The 21,012-nt window shown below is 71.0% G+C and carries 18 protein-coding genes; 9 read left to right on the top strand and 9 right to left on the bottom strand.

Annotation, left to right across the window (positions count from 1 at the left end; all coding sequences use genetic code 11):
• Window positions 1-72 precede the first annotated feature (72 nt).
• A complete protein-coding gene (locus K318_RS0110700; RefSeq protein WP_029089484.1) occupies window positions 73-585 on the bottom strand; it encodes a mycothiol transferase in 513 nt (170 codons plus the stop codon).
• A 201-nt stretch (window positions 586-786) separates the two neighbouring features.
• Between K318_RS0110700 and K318_RS0110705 the strand changes: the two genes are divergently transcribed.
• The 5 genes from K318_RS0110705 to K318_RS0110725 all read left to right on the top strand — a co-directional run bounded on the left by K318_RS0110705 (window position 787) and on the right by K318_RS0110725 (window position 5,555).
• A complete protein-coding gene (locus K318_RS0110705) occupies window positions 787-1,626 on the top strand; it encodes an ABC transporter ATP-binding protein (RefSeq protein ID WP_029089485.1) in 840 nt (279 codons plus the stop codon).
• Window positions 1,627-1,630: 4 nt separating this feature from the next.
• On the top strand, window positions 1,631-2,281 hold the full coding sequence (locus tag K318_RS0110710; protein ID WP_029089486.1) for an ABC transporter permease: 651 nt from the start codon (window positions 1,631-1,633) through the stop codon (window positions 2,279-2,281).
• Window positions 2,278-2,940: an ABC transporter permease gene (locus tag K318_RS0110715; RefSeq protein WP_029089487.1), complete on the top strand. Its 663-nt coding sequence runs from the start codon at window positions 2,278-2,280 to the stop codon at window positions 2,938-2,940. The genes K318_RS0110710 and K318_RS0110715 overlap by 4 nt, the downstream gene beginning before the upstream one ends.
• Before the next feature lie 60 nt (window positions 2,941-3,000).
• The gene (locus tag K318_RS0110720; protein ID WP_084500048.1) at window positions 3,001-3,954 is read left to right on the top strand and encodes an ABC transporter substrate-binding protein; all 954 of its coding nucleotides are present in this window, start codon (window positions 3,001-3,003) and stop codon (window positions 3,952-3,954) included.
• Between the two features lie 170 nt (window positions 3,955-4,124).
• Window positions 4,125-5,555, top strand: a complete 1,431-nt coding sequence (locus K318_RS0110725) for an MFS transporter (RefSeq protein WP_029089489.1) — start codon at window positions 4,125-4,127, stop codon at window positions 5,553-5,555.
• Between the two features lie 143 nt (window positions 5,556-5,698).
• Here the strand turns inward: K318_RS0110725 and K318_RS0110730 are convergent, their stop codons facing one another.
• The 6 genes from K318_RS0110730 to K318_RS0110755 are packed head-to-tail and all read right to left on the bottom strand — an operon-like array spanning window position 5,699 to window position 11,717.
• Window positions 5,699-6,637, bottom strand: coding sequence for an endonuclease/exonuclease/phosphatase family protein (locus K318_RS0110730; RefSeq protein ID WP_029089490.1), 939 nt, complete (start codon window positions 6,635-6,637; stop codon window positions 5,699-5,701).
• An 11-nt stretch (window positions 6,638-6,648) separates the two neighbouring features.
• The gene (locus K318_RS23745; RefSeq protein ID WP_051297868.1) at window positions 6,649-7,563 is read right to left on the bottom strand and encodes an HAD family hydrolase; all 915 of its coding nucleotides are present in this window, start codon (window positions 7,561-7,563) and stop codon (window positions 6,649-6,651) included.
• Window positions 7,560-8,666, bottom strand: coding sequence for an ABC transporter ATP-binding protein (locus K318_RS0110740; RefSeq protein WP_029089491.1), 1,107 nt, complete (start codon window positions 8,664-8,666; stop codon window positions 7,560-7,562). The genes K318_RS23745 and K318_RS0110740 overlap by 4 nt, the downstream gene beginning before the upstream one ends.
• The gene (locus tag K318_RS21120; protein ID WP_051297869.1) at window positions 8,663-9,658 is read right to left on the bottom strand and encodes an ABC transporter permease; all 996 of its coding nucleotides are present in this window, start codon (window positions 9,656-9,658) and stop codon (window positions 8,663-8,665) included. Before K318_RS21120 ends, K318_RS0110740 begins: the two co-directional genes overlap by 4 nt.
• Entirely contained in the window at window positions 9,643-10,581 is a 939-nt protein-coding gene (locus K318_RS0110750) for an ABC transporter permease (protein WP_029089492.1), read from the bottom strand. The genes K318_RS21120 and K318_RS0110750 overlap by 16 nt, the downstream gene beginning before the upstream one ends.
• Window positions 10,578-11,717, bottom strand: coding sequence for an extracellular solute-binding protein (locus K318_RS0110755; protein ID WP_029089493.1), 1,140 nt, complete (start codon window positions 11,715-11,717; stop codon window positions 10,578-10,580). The genes K318_RS0110750 and K318_RS0110755 overlap by 4 nt, the downstream gene beginning before the upstream one ends.
• A gap of 560 nt (window positions 11,718-12,277) precedes the next feature.
• Here K318_RS0110755 and K318_RS21125 point away from each other — a divergent pair.
• Window positions 12,278-13,096: a GntR family transcriptional regulator gene (locus K318_RS21125; RefSeq protein ID WP_051297870.1), complete on the top strand. Its 819-nt coding sequence runs from the start codon at window positions 12,278-12,280 to the stop codon at window positions 13,094-13,096.
• Window positions 13,097-13,314: 218 nt separating this feature from the next.
• On the opposite strand, the gene K318_RS21130 is transcribed toward K318_RS21125, so the two are convergent.
• Window positions 13,315-14,844: an XRE family transcriptional regulator gene (locus tag K318_RS21130; protein WP_084500049.1), complete on the bottom strand. Its 1,530-nt coding sequence runs from the start codon at window positions 14,842-14,844 to the stop codon at window positions 13,315-13,317.
• Between the two features lie 223 nt (window positions 14,845-15,067).
• Between K318_RS21130 and aceA the strand changes: the two genes are divergently transcribed.
• The 3 genes from aceA (at window position 15,068) to K318_RS0110780 (ending at window position 19,321) form a co-directional block, all read left to right on the top strand.
• On the top strand, window positions 15,068-16,351 hold the full coding sequence (gene aceA / locus K318_RS0110770) for an isocitrate lyase (RefSeq protein WP_029089494.1): 1,284 nt from the start codon (window positions 15,068-15,070) through the stop codon (window positions 16,349-16,351).
• Window positions 16,352-16,831: 480 nt separating this feature from the next.
• On the top strand, window positions 16,832-18,580 hold the full coding sequence (locus K318_RS21135) for a malate synthase (protein WP_051297872.1): 1,749 nt from the start codon (window positions 16,832-16,834) through the stop codon (window positions 18,578-18,580).
• A gap of 255 nt (window positions 18,581-18,835) precedes the next feature.
• Window positions 18,836-19,321: a cupin domain-containing protein gene (locus K318_RS0110780; protein WP_029089495.1), complete on the top strand. Its 486-nt coding sequence runs from the start codon at window positions 18,836-18,838 to the stop codon at window positions 19,319-19,321.
• A gap of 27 nt (window positions 19,322-19,348) precedes the next feature.
• On the opposite strand, the gene K318_RS0110785 is transcribed toward K318_RS0110780, so the two are convergent.
• Entirely contained in the window at window positions 19,349-20,950 is a 1,602-nt protein-coding gene (locus tag K318_RS0110785) for an acetolactate synthase large subunit (RefSeq protein WP_245579863.1), read from the bottom strand.
• Window positions 20,951-21,012: the final 62 nt, after the last annotated feature.

The raw sequence follows: 21,012 nt of genomic DNA on the forward strand, positions 1-21,012 counted from the left end.
CTCGTCGTGCGGCGGTCGGCCGCTCCAGCGGCGGAGGGCCCACACTATGGTAAGCCTAACCTGAGCGTGCGGTCACGCGCCCGGATCGGGTGCCCCCGCCGCGTAGGCGGCCTGCCCCACATGCTGGACCGCGTCGTCGATCATGCTCACGAGGCGCACGCCGCGGGTCACGGGAGGATCCCAGCTCTCGTCGATCACGGTGTCGAGGTCCGCCTCGCGCAGCGTCCGCACGTAGGCGCACAGCTCCTCCGTCACCGCGGTGAGGTAGTCGAGGAGGACATCGGGGTCGTCCACCGCAATGGCGCGAGCCTGCTCTCCTGTGTGTCCGAGGCCGATGCTCTCGCCCAGTGCGCCCAGTCCGGAGCGCTCGGAGAAGGCCCTGCCGGTCCACACCTCGGAGGCTCCCGTGAGTTCGGAGAGCTGGGAGTCCAGCTCCCGGCCCGAATGCCACAGGAGCCAGGCGGGGGAGTTGGGGTGGTTCGCCGGATGGACGTTGAGCGCTCCCCGCGCGAGGCTGCCGCGCAGGGCGCGGGCGGCCTCCGCAGGCCTGCCGGCGGCCTCGATGAGGACGTCGCGAGCATCCATGGTCTCCTGCTCCTCTCCCGGGCTCCGCTTTCGGCCTTCCGCTCTCCTGCCCGATCCTCCCAGCTGCCGTCCGCGACGGCAAGGGAGCTTATGCCGTGGATGTGGCCCTCCGCAGGTGCTCTCGGCCGCAGATCTGTATACGCTGGTGGGCAGTTCGCAGTCGGCTCAGCTCCGGCGCTCCAGCGGCAGGAGGCACGATCCATGGGCATCGAGTTCGACCACGTCGGCAAGACCTATCCGGACGGCACGCAGGCGGTCCGGGGCTTCAGCCTCAGCATTCCCTCGCACAGCACCACGGTGCTCCTGGGCTCCTCGGGCTGCGGGAAGACCACGCTGCTGAGGATGGTCAACAGGATGGTGGATCCGACCGAGGGCCGTGTCCTCGTGGACGGCGAGGATCTGGCGGATGCCGCACCGGTGGCCCTGCGCAGGCGGATCGGCTACGTCATGCAGAACTCGGGCCTCCTGCCGCACCGCAGGGTCATCGACAACATCGCCACGGTGCCGAGGCTGAACGGCGTCGGCAGACGGGAGGCGCGCGAGCGGGCGTTCGAGCTCCTCTCCGTCGTGGGGCTCGGCGAATCGCTCGCCCGCCGCTTTCCGGGACAGCTCTCCGGCGGCCAGCAGCAGCGGGTGGGGGTGGCACGGGCGCTCGCCGGGGATCCCAACATCCTGCTGATGGACGAGCCGTTCGGCGCGGTGGATCCCCTCGTCCGGATGGAGCTCCAGGCGGAGATGAGACGGATCCAGACGGAGCTGCGCAAGACCGTCCTCTTCGTCACCCACGATGTGGACGAGGCGCTGGCCCTGGGCGACCAGATCGTGGTCCTCAGGGCCGGCGGGGTGGTCGCCCAGGCGGGCACGCCCCGCGAGATCGTGGAGAGTCCGGCCGACGAGTTCGTCGAGCGGTTCTTCGGAGCGGGTGCGGAGCGCCGCACCCTTCGTGCCCGGCCGCGTCCGGAGGGCGGCTGGTCCGTGAGCGACGGCGCCGGTCGTCCCGTGGGCGTGCTGGACTCCCCGCCTCCGGCTGAGAGCGCGTGAGCGCATGGACTGGGTCTTCGAGAACCGTGCGCACATCGCCTCCCTCACCCTCGCCCACCTGGGCCTGAGCCTGCCGGCCATCCTCCTCGCCTTCGTGCTCTCGCTCCCGGTCGCCATCGCTGCCAACCGGGTCCGTCCTCTGCGCGAGGTCATCGTCTCCGGCACCGGCCTGCTCTACGCGGTGCCCTCGCTGCCGCTGTTCATCGTCCTCCCCGTCCTCCTGGGAACCGGGGTGCGCGACCGGGCCAACGTGATCGTCGCCCTCGTCCTCTTCGGCATGGCGCTCATGGTCCGCTCGGCGGCGGATGCATTCGATTCGGTGCCCGCCGAGGCGCGCCTGTCCGCGACCGCGCAGGGCTACTCCCGCTGGGGCCGGTTCTGGGCGGTGGACCTGCCGCTGGCGGCGGGTCCCCTGCTGGCGGGTCTGCGCGTGGTGAGCGTCAGCACGATCAGCCTGGTGACCGTGAGTGCCGTCCTGGGCGTGCAGTCGCTGGGCTCGCTGTTCACCGACGGCTTCCAGCGCGGCATCGTCCCCTCCATCGTCAGCGGCGTGGTGATCACCGCGCTCCTCGCCCTGGTCCTGGACCTGCTGCTCAGCGCCCTCGGCCGGTTCGCGATGCCGTGGCTGCGCACGGGTGAGAGGAGCCCGCGATGAGCTATCCCGCCGAGGCCCTCGACCTCCTGCTCGACCCCGCCGTCTGGGGCGGCGCGGACGGACTGGGGGCCCGTACGCTCGAGCACCTCGGCTACTCCCTGCTCGCCGTGGGCCTGTCCGCTGCGATCGCCCTTCCCCTCGGCTTCGCCGTCGGCCACTTCGGCCGGGGCCGGAACGTGGTCGTCGCCTCCTCCGGCGTCGTGCGGGCGCTGCCCACGCTCGGCCTGCTCACCCTCGTCGCCCTCTTCACCGGACTCGGCCTCCTCGCTCCCATGGTCGCCCTCGTGGTGCTCGCAGTGCCCTCGGTGCTCGCCGGAGCCTACGCCGGCATCGAGTCGGTCGATCCGCGCACCGTCGACGCGGCGCGCGCCCAGGGCATGAGCCGGTGGCAGGTGCTCACCACGGTGCAGATCCCGCTGGGCCTGCCGCTCATCGTCGGCGGCATCCGGCTGGCGACCCTGCAGGTGGTGGGGACCGCGATCCTGGCGGCCTATGTGGGCGCCGGCGGCCTCGGCGCTCCCCTGTTCCTGGGGCTGCGCACCTACGACTATCCGCTGCTGCTGGCGGCCTCGGCCGTGGTCATCCTGCTCGCCCTCGTCCTCGACCTCGCCTTCGAGATCGCACAGCGCCTCCTCCGGCGGCTGCCGGGACTGCGGTGACGTCCGTGGGCGCGGCGAGACGCCCTGCACCCCGACCCCTCCCCTGCGAAAGGAAGTTCCATGAAGCCCCCTCCTGAGAACCGCCGCACCGCGCGCCGCCTCCGTGCGCGGATGCGCCTCGTCCCCGGCCTCGCCGCCGTCGGCGCCCTCGCGCTGATCTCCTCCGCGTGCGGCGCCGACTCCGATCCGTTCGAGAGCGGAGGAGGGGAGACCGGCACCGTCGTCATCGGCTCGCAGCAGTACTACTCGAACACCCTCATCGCCGAGGTCTATGCGCAGGTGCTCGAGGACGCGGGCCTCACGGTCCAGCGCGACTTCGAGATCGGCCAGCGCGAGGTCTACGCCGCGGAGCTGGAGAACGGGAACATCGACGTGTTCCCCGAGTACGCCGGCAGCCTCCTGCAGTACTTCGATCCGGAGTCCCAGGCACGGACCGCCGAGGAGATCCGCGACGGGCTCGAGCAGGCTCTGCCCGAGGGCCTCGCCGCGCTGCGGGAATCGGAGGCCACGGACCAGAACGCGATGGTGGTGACGGCCGAGTTCGCACAGGAGCACGGACTCACGTCGATCGGGGACCTGGCGGACCTGGACGACCTCGTGGTCGGCTCCACCCCGGAGTTCGAGACGCGCCCCTACGGTCCTGAAGGCCTCCGCGAGGTCTACGGCGTGGAGGTGCAGCTGCAGACGATCGACGATTCGGGCGGGCCGCTCACCGTCAAGGCGCTCGAGGACGGTGACATCGACGTCGCGGCGAACATCTTCACCGCCAGCCCCGCCATCGCCGCCGAGGACCTCGTGGTGCTCGAGGACCCGGAGTCGCTCGTGCCGCCGGAGAACGTGGTGCCGATCGTCTCCGAGGCCCTCGACGCGGACGCCCGCGCGGCGCTGGAGGAGGTCTCGGCCGCGCTCACGCAGGAGGAGCTGCTGGAGCTCAACACCCGCAGCGTCGACGAGCAGGCCGCTCCCGAGGTCATCGCCGGCGAGTGGGTCGAGGAGCAGGGTCTCGTGGGCTGAGTCGGGCGCGCGGTCAGGGCGGTCGAAGATTCCCGGCGACGGCAGGCTCCGCCCCCTCCGTGAGGGAGGTGTCCGCGCGGAATTGACCGGACGTGACGTTCTGTGACGTTTCGGGTCGTGTCATGACCTCTGAGGTACGCGCGCGGACGCCGTGCCGCGATCCTCGTGCTATGAATCCCGGACCCGCGAGCCCTCGTGCCGCCACCGCCTCGGCCGCTCCCGAGGCCGCCTCGACCGCGTCCAGCCGCGCCGTGCAGCGGCGCTCCATGTTCGCCAGCATCTGCGGCCAGCTGCTGGAGTGGTACGAGTGGAGCGCCTATGCCGTCTTCGCCCCGTTCATCGCGGTCGCGCTCTTCAACTCCCAGAACCAGGTGTCCGCGCTGCTGGCGACCTTCGGCGTCTTCGCGATCGGCTTCCTGTTCCGCCCGCTGGGCGGGATCGTGTTCGGCCGGATCGCGGACCGGCGCGGCCGCCGGTTCGTCCTCGTGACGACCATGCTCATGATGGCCGCGGCCTCGGTGATGATCGGCCTGCTGCCCACGTACGAGACGATCGGGATCGGCGCATCGATCCTGGTGCTGCTCGCCCGCGTCGTCCAGGGATTCGCACACGGAGGCGAATCCGCCACCGCCAACTCCTACATCGCGGAGATCGCACCCGCCCGGAAGCGGGGCCTGTGGGGCTCCTTCGTCTTCATGACCATCTTCGGCGGCGCGTTCCTGGCCTTCGTGGTGGGCGGTCTCATCACCGGCGCGCTGCCGGAGGCCGATGTGCAGGCATGGGGCTGGCGGATCCCCTTCCTGCTGGGTGCCGTGCTGGCGGTCGTGGCCCTGTGGCTGCGGGTCGGCATGGTCGAGTCGCAGGTCTTCAAGGACGAAGGTGACGGCGCCCCTCGGGCAGGGGACGGGCAGGACGGCCCCGCCGCGGGCGCCTCGGATGCGGGCACCTCGAAGCCGATCCTCGCTCCCGACGGTCTGGGCGCCGGTGCGTTCTCCGCACAGGCGCTGAAGCCGCTGAGCACGCCGCTGTCGATCGTGCTCATCTTCTTCCTGGTCTCCGGTGTGGCCGCGAGCAACTACACGTGGACCTCGTACGTCTCCACATACGCGGTGACGCAGGAGGGGATGGACCCCTCGGGCGCGTACTGGTCCCTCGTCGCCGCTCTCCTCGTGGGGCTCGCAGCCCTGCCGTTCTGGGGAGCGGTGTCCGACCGGGTGGGCCGACGGCCGGTGCTGTTCGCGTTCGCCGGCGGCGTGATCGTCACCCAGTTCCCGCTCATGGCCTTCATCGACGAGCGGCCCTGGACGCTGTTCGCGGCCACCTCGATCGCACTGTTCGTGCTCGCCGCCGGCGCAGCCCTCCTCGCCTCCGTCATGGCGGAGACCTTCCCCACCGCCGCACGGACGGCGAACATCGGGCTCGCGTACTCGCTGGCGACGGCGGTGTTCGGCGGGACCACCCCGTACGTCAACCAGCTGGCGGTCGCGGTGGAGGCGCCGTGGGCCTCCAACCTGTTCATCGTGTTCGCCGCGGCGCTGGCGCTGTGGGCGGCCTGGCGACTGCCCGAGCGCAGGGGGATCGACCTCACCGTCGTGCGGTGAGACCCGTGCGGCGGCCCGCTGCGGCCGCCGCTCTCCGACCTATGACGCCCAGCTCTCGCTCAGACGCCCAGCTGTTCACGCAGATTTCCGGGTGTCTGCGTGAGAACTGGGCGTCATCGTACGAGGTTGGGGGCACCGCAGGGTCACCCGCGGAACGCGAGGCGTGCCTCCACCATCTGGTGGTCGGAGGGGAACCGGTTGCCTCGCTGCTCCGGGATGTGAGCGCAGCGACCGCCCACATCCGCGAAACCGGGTTCGGCCAGCCCCTCGGCAGTGCAGCCGCGCATGACGCTGTCCACGGTGTCGAGTCCTCGGACGAAGATGAAGTCGATGCGGTCACGCGGTTCCGCACCGCCGGCGCGGCCGGGCTCCGGGCTCTCCGCATGGCCGGCGCGGGTCAGCGGCTCGATGGGCGACCACGTGTCCGCGGGCGCTTCGACGGGGTCCGGGTGGACTGTGCGGAACGCGTCCGCGAACCCTGCTTCGAGGAGGGCGTCCGTGGCCCGCCAGCGGATGTCCGGACGGTCCGAGCGCGCGGCCCAGTCCAGACTGGACGGCGTGTTGAAGTCTCCGCAGACCACCACGGGCAGATCAGGATCGCCGTGCTCGGCGCAGATGCGCCCCGTCTCCGCGAGCACTTCCTCGATCTGCTCCCGCCGGGGCGCCTCCTCCTCATCGGCGACCCCCTGGCCCTCACCGGTGAGCGCTCGGTAGACGCCATAGGGATACGGCGCGAGGTGCACCGACCAGACCAGGACTCGCCGCACGCCCCCGGCGTCTGTGCCGCTGTCCCCGACCTCCACGATCGCCGCCTGCGCATAGGGGAGGGTGGAGGTGCGCAGCGGGACGAGCGCATGACGGCTGAGCACCGCCGTGTCCCAGCCGAACTGGGCGTTCGCGACACCCAGTTTGGGCGCGAGGTTCTCCGCCGCGGTGCCCCAGCACTCCTGCAGGGCGAGGACGTCCGCGGGGAACTGCGCGCAGATCGCGTACTGCTTCTCCTGTCCGTAGTCCACTTCCCGGCCGCCGTACCAGACGTTCCACGTCTGCAGGGTGAAGGTGGGCTGGTCCTGGTGTGTCACTGCGTCTCCGTTCATCGGGGTGTTCCGTGTGCTGTGTGCATTCGCCGACCGGCTCCCGGGGTGCGGGGTCGCCCGGCCCTGTCGGCAGTCTCCGCGGTGACCGCTGCCCGCGGCCTCTGTGCGGGGGCTGCATGCATCGTGCGGGTCTCCGCCTCGAAGACGATCTCCCGCATGCTGCTCAGCCGGACATCGGCGACGAGCGGGAGGGTGAGATCCTCATTCACGCCCACGACGGTGCATCCTGCGGCACGGGCGGCCTGTGAGCCCAGCACCGAGTCCTCGAAGGCGACGGTTCGGTGCGGGTCCACTCCCAGTCTCCGCGCGGCCAGCAGGTACGGGGCAGGATCCGGTTTGCCGTGCTCCACGTCCTCGACCGTCACGACGACGTCGAAGAGGTCCAGCACGCCCACGCGCTCCAGCAGCCCGTGCACGTCCTCCCGCCTGCCGTTGCTCGCGACCGCTACGGGCACCGTGCCCGCCAGTGCCCGCACCAGCTCCGGCGCCCCCGGCATGGGGGCCGCGAGGCCGGCCAGCGCTTCGCTGTAGGCGCGGTCGATCTCCTGGGGCTCAGGCGGGGCGGGGCGGGCCCCGCCCACGTGCGCTCGGCGCAGCGCCGCGGCGGCCTCGGCGCCGGTCATCCCGCGCATCGCCTCCGGGGGGAATCCGCTGATCCCCAGCGTACGCAGCCAGCGGGCCATGAGGTCCAGCCACGGCTGTTCGGAGTCGACGAGGATGCCGTCGCAGTCGAAGACCACGCCCGCGATGCCCGCCGCCACGAGGGCACGGTCGACCTCCGCGGCCTCTCCTGCCGCCCCCGCGTTCCCTGCGTCCCCGGCATCCCCACCGGTCGCTGTCCCCTCTCTCGCGGCGGCCTCGTCCGCGGCCGGCCCGTCCGTGTCCTCCGCTGTCCCGAACCTGTCGCTCATGCCCAGGCGCCTCCGGCCTCGGCGCGGGGCAGCCGCAGTGCGGGGTCCGCCGTGACGGTCGCGCTCACACGTGTGCCCGGCGGCACCGTTCCGGCCTGTGCGGAGGCCAGCGAAGCGGACCACGGTGCGTCCTCCTCGCCTGGCCGTCCCAGGCGGATCATGGTGCGCTCACCCGTGTACGTCTGTCCCTTGACCTGCAGGAACCCCTCCTCCTGCGGGGTGATGGCGAGATCCTCCGGCCGGATGAAGACGACCTCGGCGCCATCCGCCGCGATGGGCAGCGGAGCGCCGGGCGCCCACGCCGGGGACACCGCGAACTCGTTGATGGAGCCCACGAACCGGGCGGTGAAAGCGGTTCCCGGCCGGGCATAGACGCTGTGCGGGGCATCGTACTGCTCGATCCGCCCGCTGTTCATGACCGCGACCCTGTCCGCGATCGCCAGGGCCTCGCCCTGGTCGTGGGTGATGAACACGGTGGTGGTGCCCAGCGCCTGCTGCACTCGTCGGATCTCGTCCCGCAGTGAGGAGCGGACCGCGGCGTCCAGGGCGGACAGGGGCTCGTCGAGCAGGAGCACCGTGGGCTGCGTGGCGAGCGCGCGGGCCAGTGCCACGCGCTGCTGCTGACCGCCGGAGAGCTGATGCGGGTAGCGCGAACCCATCCCGGCCAGTCCGCACACCTCCAGCAGCTCCTCCGTGCGCCGGCGGCGGGCACCGGCGTCCACCTTCCGGATCCGGAGGCCGTACTCGATGTTGTCCGCGACGCTGAGGTTCGGGAAGAGGCTGTAGCTCTGGAACACCATGCCCATGTCGCGCCTGTGAGGCGGCAGGGAGAGGACGGACCGGCCGCCCACCAGGACGTCCCCGCCGTTCACCTCCTCGAACCCCGCGAGGATCCGCAGCGTCGTCGTCTTGCCGCAGCCGGAGGGGCCCAGGAGGCTCACCATGGAGCCGGCCTCGATGTCGATGCTGAAGTCCCTCAGCACCTCCGTGCTGTCGTAGGACTTGCGCACGTCCTGGAACCGGACGGACATGGGCTCGCGGTCCGACGCGGATGCCCGGTCGCCGCGCGGTGCGTGCGCACTCGTCTGTGCGGTGGTGCTCATGGTGTCTGGGCTTCCTTCCGGGGAGAATCTGGGGCTGCGGGCGCCGCCGAGGCAGGTGATGCGGCCCGTGCGGCCGTCTCAGCCGCGGGGGAGAGGCCTGCGGCGGAGGCGGCAGCGGGGTCCGTCTGTGCGTCCGGCTCGGCCTCGGGCGCTGACTCCGCCCTCTGCCCGAACTGGGAGGCGCTCAGCGTCGCGGCCGCCAGCAGCAGCCAGGTGGTGAGGTTGAGCAGCACCGACAGGGTGATGGAGCCGCGGAAGTTCGTGCTGGAGAGGGTGTTGAGGTACACCGGCAGAGTGTTGATCGACAGGGTCGCGGCCACGGTGTACTCCGCGATGGACAGGGCGAACGTGAAGAACGCGGAGAACATCACGGAGCCGCGGATGTTGGGGACGACCACGCGCCGCAGCGTGGTGCGCATCCCCGCGCCCAGCACGGAGGAGGACTCGTAGAGCGTGCGCAGCGGCAGCGTGGACAGAGCGGCGTCGATGGAGCGGTAGGTGAACGGCAGGCACAGGACCACATAGGTCCCCACGAGCACCAGCGGGAGGTCCTGCGACTGCAGGAGCGTGTTCACCTGCATCCCGAGGCTGCCCCTGCCCTGCGAGGCGAGGCCGCGCAGCACCGTGGTAAGCCCTGCGACGATCGCGATGGCGGGCACCACCAGCGGCAGTGTGCAGAGGATGCTCAGCAGCGGGCGCAGGCGCGGTGCCCACAGATGGACGGCCACCACGGCGGGCACGAGCGTCGCGATGAGGACGACCACCGTGAGGGAGGCGATGACGAGGCTGCGGAGGAGCGGGGCGACGATGGCCCCGGAATCTGCCAGCCCCGTGAGCCCCTCGGTCGTGAAGCTGCCGTCGCCGCGGAAGAAGGAGTAGGTGAGCGAGCTCAGCTGCGGGGTGAGGATGAAGATCGCCAGCGCGATCAGCGGCAGCCAGGCGAGCGTCTTCGCGGTGCGGCCGGAGCGCGCGGAGGTCACGTGTTCAGCCACTTGGCGCTCCTTCTCATGAGTGCGCTGAAGGCGAGGAGGACCACCACGGCGATGACGCCCGTGGTCACGCCGAGCGCCATGGCGACGCCCTCGCCGCCCGTGGCGGCGGAGCCGGCGAGCTGCCCGGCGATCTCCAGCGGGATGAGGGGGAATCCTCCCGTCCCGATCAGCACCGCGGCCGAGGCGTGGGTGCCGAAGGCGGAGCCGAACATCAGCAGCCAGGCGCCCAGCAGGGCGGGCATGATGACGGGGATCCCGACGCGGCGCCAGAAGGTGAGGCTCGTGCCTCCCAGGGAGGTGTTCGCCTCCCGCCACTGCTGTCGCAGCGCTGCGAAGCTCGGCAGCGTCAGCAGGATCATGGTGGGGATGAGGAAGTACTGGTACATGAGGACGAGGCCCTGCACGCTGTAGAGCGTGAAGGAGGGGTCCACGGCGGTGAGCAGGGTGACGAAGTAGCCGGTGTTGCCCACTGCGACGATGAATGAGAAGGCCAGCGGCACGCCGCCGTCATTGGCCAGCACGCTGGAGACGACGGCGGTGAGCGAGTCGACGAGCCTGGACTTCACCGTGGAGATGGCCCATGCGCAGATTCCGCCGAGCACGGCGGCGATCGTCGCCGCGGCCGCGGAGAGCACGAGGCTGTTCCGCAGGGCCATGGAGCGGGAGCCGGAGCCCAGCGCGGCGAAGTTCTCCAGGCTCAGGGTGCCGGCCTCGCCCCGCCCGCCGGGGAGCACGAGCGAAGTGGCGACCATGCCCACGAGGGGCACGGCGAAGAAGAGGAGGAGGACGATCGCCAGCGGCGCGAGCGCGGCCCAGGCCGGTGTGGGCCGCAGGCCGCGCCGGGCCCGTGCCGGGGCGGAGGCCGCCTCGGCACGGGGGTCCTCACCGGTGCTTCTGGCGGGGGAGGGAGGAGCGGACGTCATCCGACCGCCTTCGCCCAGTTCTCCGCGAGGACCGCCTGCTGGGACTCTCGCTGCTCCTGGGTGGGCTGCGGTGCGGTCTGCTCCACGGCCTCCTCGGGAAGTGCGGACAGTGCGTCCTCATCAACGGTGCCTGCTTCGACCATGGAGTCGAGACGGCCGGGCTGGACGTACCCCTCGAGCAGGAGGTTCTGGCCCTCGTCGCTGAAGACGAACTCCTGCCACAGGCGCGCGACCGCCGGGTGCGGTGCGTCGTCGTTGATGGAGGCCGCGTAGTAGGAGGAGACGGTTCCGTCGGAGGGGATCACCGTCTCGAACTCCACGCCGGCGTCCGCGACATCGTCTCCCCACTGCAGCAGCAGGTAGTCCCAGTTGAGCACGATGGGAGTCTCACCGGTCTCGACCGTGCCGGCCACCGCCTCGGTGGGGACGAGGTTTCCGGAGTCGGAGAGCTCTGCGAAGTAGTCGATGCCGGGCTGGATGTCGTCCAGGCTGCCGCCGTTGGCCAGAGCCGCGGCGAACACGATCATGAATCCCGACTCCCCTGTGGTGGGATCGCCGGGGAGCGCGACCTTGCCTCTGTACTGGGGATCGAGCAGGTCCTCGAAGCTCTCGGGGCACTCGCCGATCGCTGCCGCGTCACAGCCGATGCCCACCGTTCCACCGAGGTGGTTGTACCAGGTGCCGTCTGAGGACTTCATGTTCTCGGGGATGTCGCCCGCGGTCTCGGGGACGTACTCTGCGAGAAGGCCCTCCTCGGCTGCGGCGACCGCGAACGACTCGCCGGTGTCCAGGTAGTCCAGCGATGTGTCCTGGCCCTGGCGGTTCTTCACTGCGTTGATGAGGTCCTGGCTGGCACCGGTGGAGGTGTCGTTCTCGACCTCGATGCCGTACTTCTCGGAGAACGCGTCCAGGAGCCCGCCGTAGTTCGCCCAGTCAGGGTAGAGGCCCATGGTGTTGAGCGTGCCCTCCGCCTGCGCGGCCTCGATGAGGGCGTCCATGCCCCCGCCGTCCTCCACGGACGTCGCTGCGCGCCAGTTGGCCGATTCCTCGGATTCTCCGCCGGAACCGCAGGCCGAGAGCGCCGTGAGGGCGCCCAGGGAGACCGCCGCCGTGAGCAGCCGGGTGTGCTTGAGCATGGTCGTACTCGCCTTTCGTAAGGGTGCGTCCGGGGACGCCCTGAGGGTCGTGTGCGTGGCTCGAGTCACTTCCACCTTAGAGAAGTCTGAGCGGATTGCCAAGGTTCGTTACTAGTGAAGTGTGTAGAGGTAAGGAAAGTTCACCAGTGAGGATTGACTCAGAGATGGATGGGGAGGGTCTTCGGGGTGAACTCTGGGGGCGTGCTCGCGCCGCCTGGGGCGGGGCATTTCGTGCTGTTCGCAGGTGTGTGCCAGTTCAGCGTCCTGTGCGTCCGCGGTGCGTGGTCGACAGGCATCGCGTATGTCTGCGCGAGGCCTCGAACAGCTGGTCGGGAGCTGACTGCTGAGGGCTGCCGGTCGTGATCGCGGCGGCTGTGCCCGGCTGGCTCTGCGAGTGCGTGGGAGGAGGACCGGGTAGTTTAGTTCCGACTGCGGTGTCCGAGCTTCCGGAGCCTGTGCGAACAGCGGCTCCGGCGTGCGATGTCCGCCGCAGGAACTGGCTTTCGAAGCCCGCCGGCGCGAGGGATGCGGCCGGGGGGCACTGGTGAACAGGCGGTGGGATGGCGATGGAGTCCCGGCAGGACGCTCAGGAGCGGTCCGCACGTGCGATGGGCTCGGCGGGCACCGCCCGGTATGAGCGGATCGCCGAGCAGATCCGCGAGTCGATCAGGTCCGGCGAGCTCGCGGTGGGGGAGAGCCTCGGGTCCGAGGCGGCGCTCGCCGCGGAGTTCGAGGTGGCGCCCGGCACGGTGCGCGAGGCTCTGCGCCTGCTGGTCGCGGAGGGCGCGCTGAGCGGGCGCCGCGGGGCGCGCAAGTCGGTGCTGCGCAAGCCGCGGCCGGCCGCCACGCAGGAGGAGTTCCGCAGCTTCGCCCAGTGGGCCCTGGTGCGCGGGCGCAGGCCGGGCGGGCAGGTCGTGGAGCAGTCCTGGCAGATCGCCGGTGAGGAGGCCGGGCGGACCCTCAAGGTCGATCCGCGCAGCCGTGTCCTCCGCGTGCTGCGCGTGCGCACGCTCGACGGTGAGCGGGTCATGGTGGAGAGGACCCGGTACCCGGAGCGCATCGGGGAGATCGTCGAGGGCCTGCCGCCGGACCTCGAATCGGTGAGCCGCTTCCTGGCCGATGAGCACGGCATCGTCTTCGCCGGCGCGGACCACCTCTTCTCCGCGACCGTGTGCGGGCATCAGGACGCCACGCTCCTGGGCGTCTCACGCGGGCGCCCGCTGCTGCGGCACATGCGTGTGGGGCGCGATGCGAGCGGCCGGCCGCTCGAGGTCTCGGAGGACCGCTACCTCGCGAACATCCTCTCCGTGGCCATGTCCAACGGCCGCAATGTCAACCCCATCAGCTGGCTCCATGCCGATGAGGCCAACTGGCTCTGAGGACTCCCGCTGGTCCGCTGCCGGCGCTCCCGCTGGTCCGCCGCCGGCGTTCCCGCTGTCTGCGTCTTTCCGTCGTATGCGCACTCAACCTTCACGCTGCGGGTCTGGCGCCGCTTGGCTGCATCGTTCCTTCGCATTGCGGGGCTGCAGCGTGGTGAACCGAAGGCGCATGTCCGCGGAGGGGCGGCGGAGCCCGGCTCCCCGCCCCGCCAGGGCCCTCACTCCGGGGCGTGGCGGTCGAGAAAGGCGTACACCTCCGTCGTGTCCACACCGGGGAAGACCCCCGGCGGCACGGCGGCGAGCAGCGAGGCGTGCGTGCGCGCGGACGGCCAGCTCGCGCCCTCCCACTTCTCGGCGAGATCGACTGGCGGTGTGCGGCAGCAGTCCGGATCCGGGCACTCCGAACGCGAGCGCTTGGGCGTCTCCCGGCCCTCGAACCACCCCACGTGCGCGAACGGCACGCCCACGCTGATCGAGAAGTCCCCGCCCGGCAGCACGCGCGCGGTGCACCAGTACGTCCCGTTCGGCGTGTCCGTGTACTGGAAATAGGGGCTGAACCGGTCGGAGACGCGGTGGACGGTGCGCGAGGTGAACCGCTTGCACGCGTACTGCCCCTCGACCGCGCCCAGGGGGTCGGTGGGGAACGGCAGGCCGTCGTTCGAGTACGCCTTGTGGATGGTTCCGGAAGAATGCACTTTCATGAAGTGCACCGGGAGGCCCAGGTGCGCGGTCGCGAGGTTCGTGAACCGGTGCGCGGAGGTCTCGTATGACACCCCGAACATGTCACGCAGCTCCTCGATGGAAATCGAGCGGTTCTTCTTCGCCGACTGGAGCAGCGGGACGGCCGCCGATTCCGGCATGAGGAGCGCGGCGGCGAGATAGTTCGCCTCGACCCGCTGGGTGAGGAACTCCTCGTAGTCGGCGGGGGTCGAATGCCCCAGGATGTGCGAGGCCAGTGCCGTGAGCAGATGCGAGCGGGGGTCGTGCCCGGTCACGTCGTCGTGCGAGAGGTACAGCCGCCGGTGGGAGGTGTCCGCGACCGCCCGGGTGCTCGGCGGGAGATCGGAGACGTAGTGCAGTGAGTAGCCCATGTCGTCGGCGACGGCCGCGGTCTGACGCTGTGAGAGCGGTCCGCCGGAGTAGCCGATCCGGTCCAGCACCTCGGCCGCGACCCGCTCCAGCTCGGGGAAGTGGTTGCCCTGCCTGCGCATCCGCTCGCGCAGGTTGCGATTGACGCGGCGCGCCTCCTCAGGCGTGGCCGCCCTCCGGCGCACGGCCTCGGAGAGCTGGCGCTGCAGCCCGGCGATGGCGGTGAGGGCGTCCTGCGGCAGCGACTTCACCTTGACCCGGGGCAGGCGCAGCGAGGTGTAGAGCGGTGAGCGCTGGTTGCGCTCGACCTCGAGCTCGAGGGCCTGGCGGGCGTCCACCGGTGCGGGGTCGAGGAGGTCGTCGGCGCTCACTCCCAGGGCCTCGGCCAGATCGCGCAGCTGCGCCAGGCTGGGCTCGCGCTTGCCGTTCTCCATGACGGAGATCTGCGAGGCGGCGCGCCCGATCCGCTCGCCCAGCTGTTCCAGGGTCAGTCCAGCCTCCGTGCGGAAGTGCCGGACCCGCCGCCCGATGCTCAGGGCGTCCGCCGCCTCCACCGCGGGGCCGGACGATGGGTCCGAGGCTCCCGAGGCTCCCGAGGCTCCCGAGGCTCCCGATGCCGCCCGGCTCGTCCGCGGGGTCCGTGCTGTCCGTGTCGTCATGTGCTCACTGTGACACGGGGCACCCGGATTGCGAAAGGGCAGACGTTCTTCACTGAGATAGAAACCATCCATTTTTTCACCTCGAATCAGAGTGAGATCTGGTGGTGCAGGCGGAAGACTGGTGTCACATCGAAGACGCGGTCTCGGCGGAGCAGGACAGGACGCAGCAGCGGACTGGACGCGGAAGCCGGTCGGTCGCAGACACCCACCACAGGAGACGACGATGACGCAGCAGGACATCCACAACGAGCAGGCCCTCCAGAGCGACTGGGCGACCAACCCGCGCTGGGCCGGCATCGCCCGCGACTACAACGCGGCCGACGTCGTCCGGCTCCGCGGATCCGTCATCGAGGAGCACACGCTCGCCCGCCGGGGCGCCGAGCGCCTCTGGGACCTCATCCACACCGAGGACTTCGTCAACTCCCTCGGCGCGCTCACCGGCAACCAGGCGGTGCAGCAGGTGCGTGCGGGCCTCAAGGCCATCTACCTCTCCGGCTGGCAGGTCGCCGCGGACGCGAACCTCTCCGGCCAGACCTACCCGGACCAGTCCATCTACCCGGCGAACTCCGTGCCCGCCGTCGTCCGCCGCATCAACAACGCCCTCATGCGCGCCGACCAGATCGAGCGCAGCGAGGGCAGCGTCACCGTGGACGACTGGCTCGCCCCCATCGTCGCGGACGCGGAGGCCGGCTTCGGCGGCTCGATCAACGTCTACGAGCTCATGCGCGGCATGATCAGCGCCGGTGCCGCCGGCGTCCACTTCGAGGATCAGCTGGGCTCGGAGAAGAAGTGCGGCCACCTGGGCGGCAAGGTGCTCGTCCCCACGGGCCAGCACATCCGGACCCTCAACGCCGCGCGCCTCGCCGCGGACGTGGAGAACGTCCCCACGCTGGTGGTGGCCCGGACGGACGCCGAGTCCGCGAACATGATCACCTCGGACATCGACGAGCGCGACCAGCCCTACATCACGGGCGAGCGCACGGCCGAGGGCTTCTACAAGGTCACGGGCGGGATCGAGCCCTGCATCGCCCGCGCCAAGGCCTTCGCCCCGTACTCGGACCTCATCTGGATGGAGACCTCCACACCGGACCTCGAGGTCGCGAAGCAGTTCGCGGACGCCGTCCACGCGGAGTTCCCGGATCAGCTGCTCGCCTACAACTGCTCGCCCTCCTTCAACTGGAAGAAGCACCTGGACGACGCGACGATCGCCAAGTTCCAGCGCGAGCTGGGCGCGATGGGCTACAAGTTCCAGTTCATCACACTGGCCGGCTTCCACGCGCTCAACCACTCGATGTTCGACCTCGCCCACGGCTACGCCCGCGAGCAGATGAAGGCGTACGTCGAGCTCCAGGAGCGCGAGTTCAACGACGAGGCCCGCGGCTACACCGCCACGAGGCACCAGCGCGAGGTCGGCACCGGCTACTTCGACCTCGTCTCTACCGCCATCAACCCGGAGTCCTCGACGACCGCGCTCAAGGACTCCACCGAGGCCGCGCAGTTCAGCTGAGTCGGCCCGTGCCGCCCGGCGCATCGGGGGCTGCTGTCCGGGCCGCAGGCCTGGGTTCCGGCTTCCGAGGCCCACAGGGCTCCGCACGCGGAGCGGTCCGACCGCTCGGCTCGAACCGAGCTCACGCTGAGAACTGCACCACAGACTGAGGATCCGGCGCCTGCCGGACCTCCTCCCGCCTCCGGCTCCGCGCTCGCGCGAGGTCGGGGCGGGAACGCGGGGCGGCCGCTCCGGACAGGGTTTTCTGGGGTTTCCCTGTCCGGCGCGGTCGTCCCGCACCATTCCCTCCTGCGGCGGCCGCACGCGGCCCGTCACCGCCTCGGCCGCTGCAGTCGGCCCGTCACCGCCTCGGCCGCTGCAGTCGGCCCGTCACCGCCTCGGCCGCTGCAGTCGGCTCGCCGCGGTCCCCGGCCGCACCCGCTCAGCCACCCCCGCCTCCCACCCGCATCGCACTTCATCCCGCAGCACCAGGAGCCCGCCATGATGCTCACGACCCAGTCCCCTTCACCGCAGCAGGAGACTCCTCACCAGCAGGAGGCCTCGCCCGCAGCCGGACGGATGTACGTCACCGGCCCCCTCGAGAGCGGCTTCGACTCCGTGCTCACCCCGGAGGCCCTGGCCTTCCTGGCTGCCCTGCACACGCAGCTCCTCGATGAGCGCCGCACGCTGCTGACCGAACGCGAGTTCCGCTCCGCCGCCTTCCTCCGCGGCGAGTTCCCCGCCTACCCGGAGGAGACCCGGGCGATCCGCGAGGACACCTCCTGGCACGCGATCGGCCACCGCGGCGCCAAGGGCCTGTCCCGCCGCCGCGTGGAGATCACCGGCGCACCCGACGGCCGCACCGCTGCGAACGCGCTGAACTCCGACGCCGATTCCTGGCTCGCGGACTTCGAGGACGCGATGTCCCCCACGTGGGCCAATGTGGTCACGGGACAGGCCAACCTCATGGAGGCCGTGCGCGGCCGGCTGCGCCACGTCACGCGCGTGGGCAAGCTCTATGAGCAGCGCAATCCGAACCCGCCCACCATCGTGGTCCGGCCCCGGGGGCTGCACCTGCCCGAGGCGCACCTGCGCTACACCGACGCGCAGGGGGCGGAGACCCAGGCCTCGGCGTCCATCGTGGACTTCGGCCTGTACTTCTTCCACAATGCCCGCGCGCTCGCCGAGGCCGGAGGCGGCGCCTACTACTGCATCCCCAAGATGGAGAGCGCGGCCGAGGCCCGCTGGTGGAACCGCATGTTCGTCATCAGCCAGGGGCTCCTGGGCCTGCCGGTCGGCACGATCCGCGCCACCGCCCTCATCGAGACCCTGGGCGCGGCCATCGAGATGGAGGAGATCGTCTGGGAGCTGCGCGACCACTGCGCGGGCCTCCACGCCGGCCGCTGGGACTACATCTTCTCGATGATCAAGGCCTTCCGCCACGATCCGACGTTCCTCCTGCCGGACCGCAAGGTGCTCACGATGGACCTGCCCTTCCTGCGGGCCTACACCCAGCGGATCGTGGACGTCTGCCACCGGCGGAACATCCACGCGCTCGGCGGGATGGCGACGGCCTTCCCCGACCGCGAGGACCCGGAGAAGACCGCCGAGGCGCAGCTGCGGGTCCGCGAGGACAAGGAGCACGAGGCCGCGCAGGGCTTCGATGGCACGTGGGTCGCCCACCCCTCCCTCATCCCGGTGGCCCGCGCGGCCTTCGAGGAGGTGCTGGGCGACGACGACAGCCAGATCGACTGGGTGCCGCCCACCTCGGGTTCGGGGGAGAACGGGGCGATCACGGCCGCCGATCTGCTTTCGCGAGAGGGCCTGCCCACCACGGAGGATCTCAGCAAGCGCGTGAGCGAGGAGGGCGTCCGCACCAACATCCGCGCGGGCCTCGCCTACCTCAACGCGTGGCTCTCCGGGCAGGGCGCGCTCAAGGTGGACCACCTCGTCGAGGACGTCTCCAGCGTGGAGATCTCCCGGGCCCAGATCTGGCAGTGGATCCGCCGAGGCGTCCAGCTGGAAGGGGGCCGCGTGCTCACCGGCCTGCTGGTGGACCGGTGGCTCGCCGAGGAGCTCGCGATCACCGAGCGCAGCCCCATCGACCACTACACGGACGCCGCGGAGCTGTTCCGGGCGGGGGCGATGGGAGAGGAACTGCCGGAGAGCTTCACGGTGCACGCCTACGACAGGCACCTCGTCGACCGGCGGGCGCGGGCGTTCGGCTCGTACCCCGGCGCCGTGCGCTGAGACGGGTGCGGGCTGGAGCGCAGCTCCATCTTCTGTTCACTTCTCATAGCCGCTCGCACGCACCCGGCTGTGAGAAGTGAACAGAAGATCGGGGGGGAAGGTTGGGGGAGTGCGCGAGCGGACCGCGGTGCGGGAAGCCTGTGCTCACTGAGGTGAAGCAGGTCATCGTGGAATGCGCGGCGGAGAGGTTCTAGGCTCGGAGGCGGGAGGTGCGTGGGCAGCTCCCGCCTCCGAGCAGCTGAAGGACGGTGGATCATGGCATTCGAGGACATCGGGCCCGCACCCCAGGCATTCGACATCGAGCAGGCGACGCTGGACAACGGGGCGTACCGCACCGTGGCCTGGACCGGGCGCTTCCTCCAGGTGACGCTCATGTCCATCCCGGTGGGCGAATCCGTGGGGTTCGAGGTGCACCCGGACACGGACCAGTTCCTCCGGGTGGAGGGCGGCACCGGCAGGTGCATCATGGGACCCACGGCGGACGAGATCACCTTCGAGCAGGAGGTGAGCGACGGCTGGGCGATCGAAGTGCCGGCGGGCACATGGCACGACGTCGTCAACACCGGCGAGGAGCCGCTCAAGCTGTACTCGATCTACGCCCCGGTCCACCATGCTGCGGGGATCGTCCAGGAGACCGCTGCGCAGGCGGAGAGGGACGAGGCCGCGGGCACGGACGTCCCGCCGGCCTGGGCCGGAGTGAGGCCGGAGGGCTTCACGGTGGGCTCCCTGCGCGGGCGCTGAGCGCTCGCCCGCATGCCAGGGCTGTGACTACAGCACCACTTCGATGAGGGCGGGTCCTTCGGCGGCGAGCGCGCGGTCGAATGCGGCGGACAGCTCCTCCATCGTCTCCGCGCGCCAGGCGGGCACGCCGAACCCGCGCGAGACCGACACCCAGTCCACGACGGGGCGATCGAGGTCGAGGAGCTGACCCGCGCGCTCGCCCACGTCCTCCACGCCCACGTTCGCCATCTCGTTGCGGAGGATCTGGTACCTCCGGTTGGCGAAGACGAGGGAGACGACGTCGACTCCCTCGCGCGCCTGGGTCCACAGCGTCTGCGGCATGTACATGCCGGAGCCGTCGGATTCGAGGGCGATGACCTTCCGCTCGGGACAGGCGAGTGCCGCCCCCGTCGCGACGGGCAGCGCCCAGCCGATCGAGCCGCCGGTGGGATTGAACCACTCGTGCGGCCGGGCGCCCCGCGTCGCCGCGTCGAAGGCCCAGCCGGTCGTGATCGACTCGTCGGCGACGACCGCATTCTCCGGGATCGCCCGGCCCAGGAACGCGCCCAGCTTCTCGGGCGTGATCGAACCGGAGGGCATCTCAGGGAGCGAGAGCCGGGTGGCGGCCGGCGCCTCGGCGGCAGTCCTCGCAGATTCCGGCAGCGCCTCCCACACCGCCTGCAGCGGGAGGTCTGCGCGGGTGGTCTCCCCGCAGAGCTCGAGCAGCCGGGTGTCCGGCTGCGTGAGCCTGCTCCGCTTGGTGGGGTAGGCGAAGAACGCGACGGGCGGCCGCGCGCCCACCAGCACGAGGGTGTCGAAGCGCGCGAACAGCTCCTGGGCGGGACCGACGGCGTACGGCACCTTGCGTGCGGCATGCCGTCCGGCACCGCGCGAGACCCGGGGCGCGAACGTGTCGGTGAGCACCTCCGCCCCGGTCGCGGCGGCGATCCGGGCTGCGGCCTCGAGCGCCTCGGCCCGAGGCGTGCGTCCGCCCAGCAGGATCGCCCCGCGCGGGCCCGCCTCGTGCAGGCGACGGGCGGCGGCCTCGGCGGCGAGGGCGTCCACCTGCGGCAGCGGCGCGGGGAGCGCCGTGGGCGGTGTGCCGGGATCGGGCAGCTCGTTCCAGGCCGCGTCGGCGGGCAGGATGAGCGAGGCGATCTCGCCGCGGCGCGCCACCGTGACCGCATCGGCGACATCGGCGGACAGTGCGCGCTCGCCCGAGGAGGTGCGGACCCAGTGCGAGAACGGCCGCGCGGTCCCCTCGACATCGCTGGTGAGCGGGGCGTCGAGGGCGCGATGGTAGCTCGCGTGGTCGCCGATCACGTTCACCACGGGGGAGTGCGCGCGCCTGGCGTTGTGGAGGTTGGAGAGGCCGTTGGCCAGCCCCGGCCCCAGGTGCAGGAGGGTGGCGGCGGGCTCATCGGCCATCCGCGCGTAGCCGTCCGCGGCTCCGGTCACCGCGCCCTCGAACAGGCCGAGGACACCGCGGATGCGGGTGGCGCCGTCCAGCGCGGCGACGAAGTGCATCTCCGAGGTGCCGGGATTGGCGAAGCACGTGGTCACGCCGTTGTGCTCCAGGGCGGACAGCAGGGAATCGGCGCCGTTCACGGGGGCGGTCTCCTCTTCGTCGGGGATGTGGCTTCCGCCCATCGTCGCACAGGAGCGCACGGGTGCGCGGGCGAGGCGTGGCGTACCTTGAGAGGATGCGCGGG

This window comes from Brevibacterium album DSM 18261, from assembly GCF_000426445.1.
Taxonomy (GTDB): domain Bacteria; phylum Actinomycetota; class Actinomycetes; order Actinomycetales; family Brevibacteriaceae; genus Brevibacterium; species Brevibacterium album.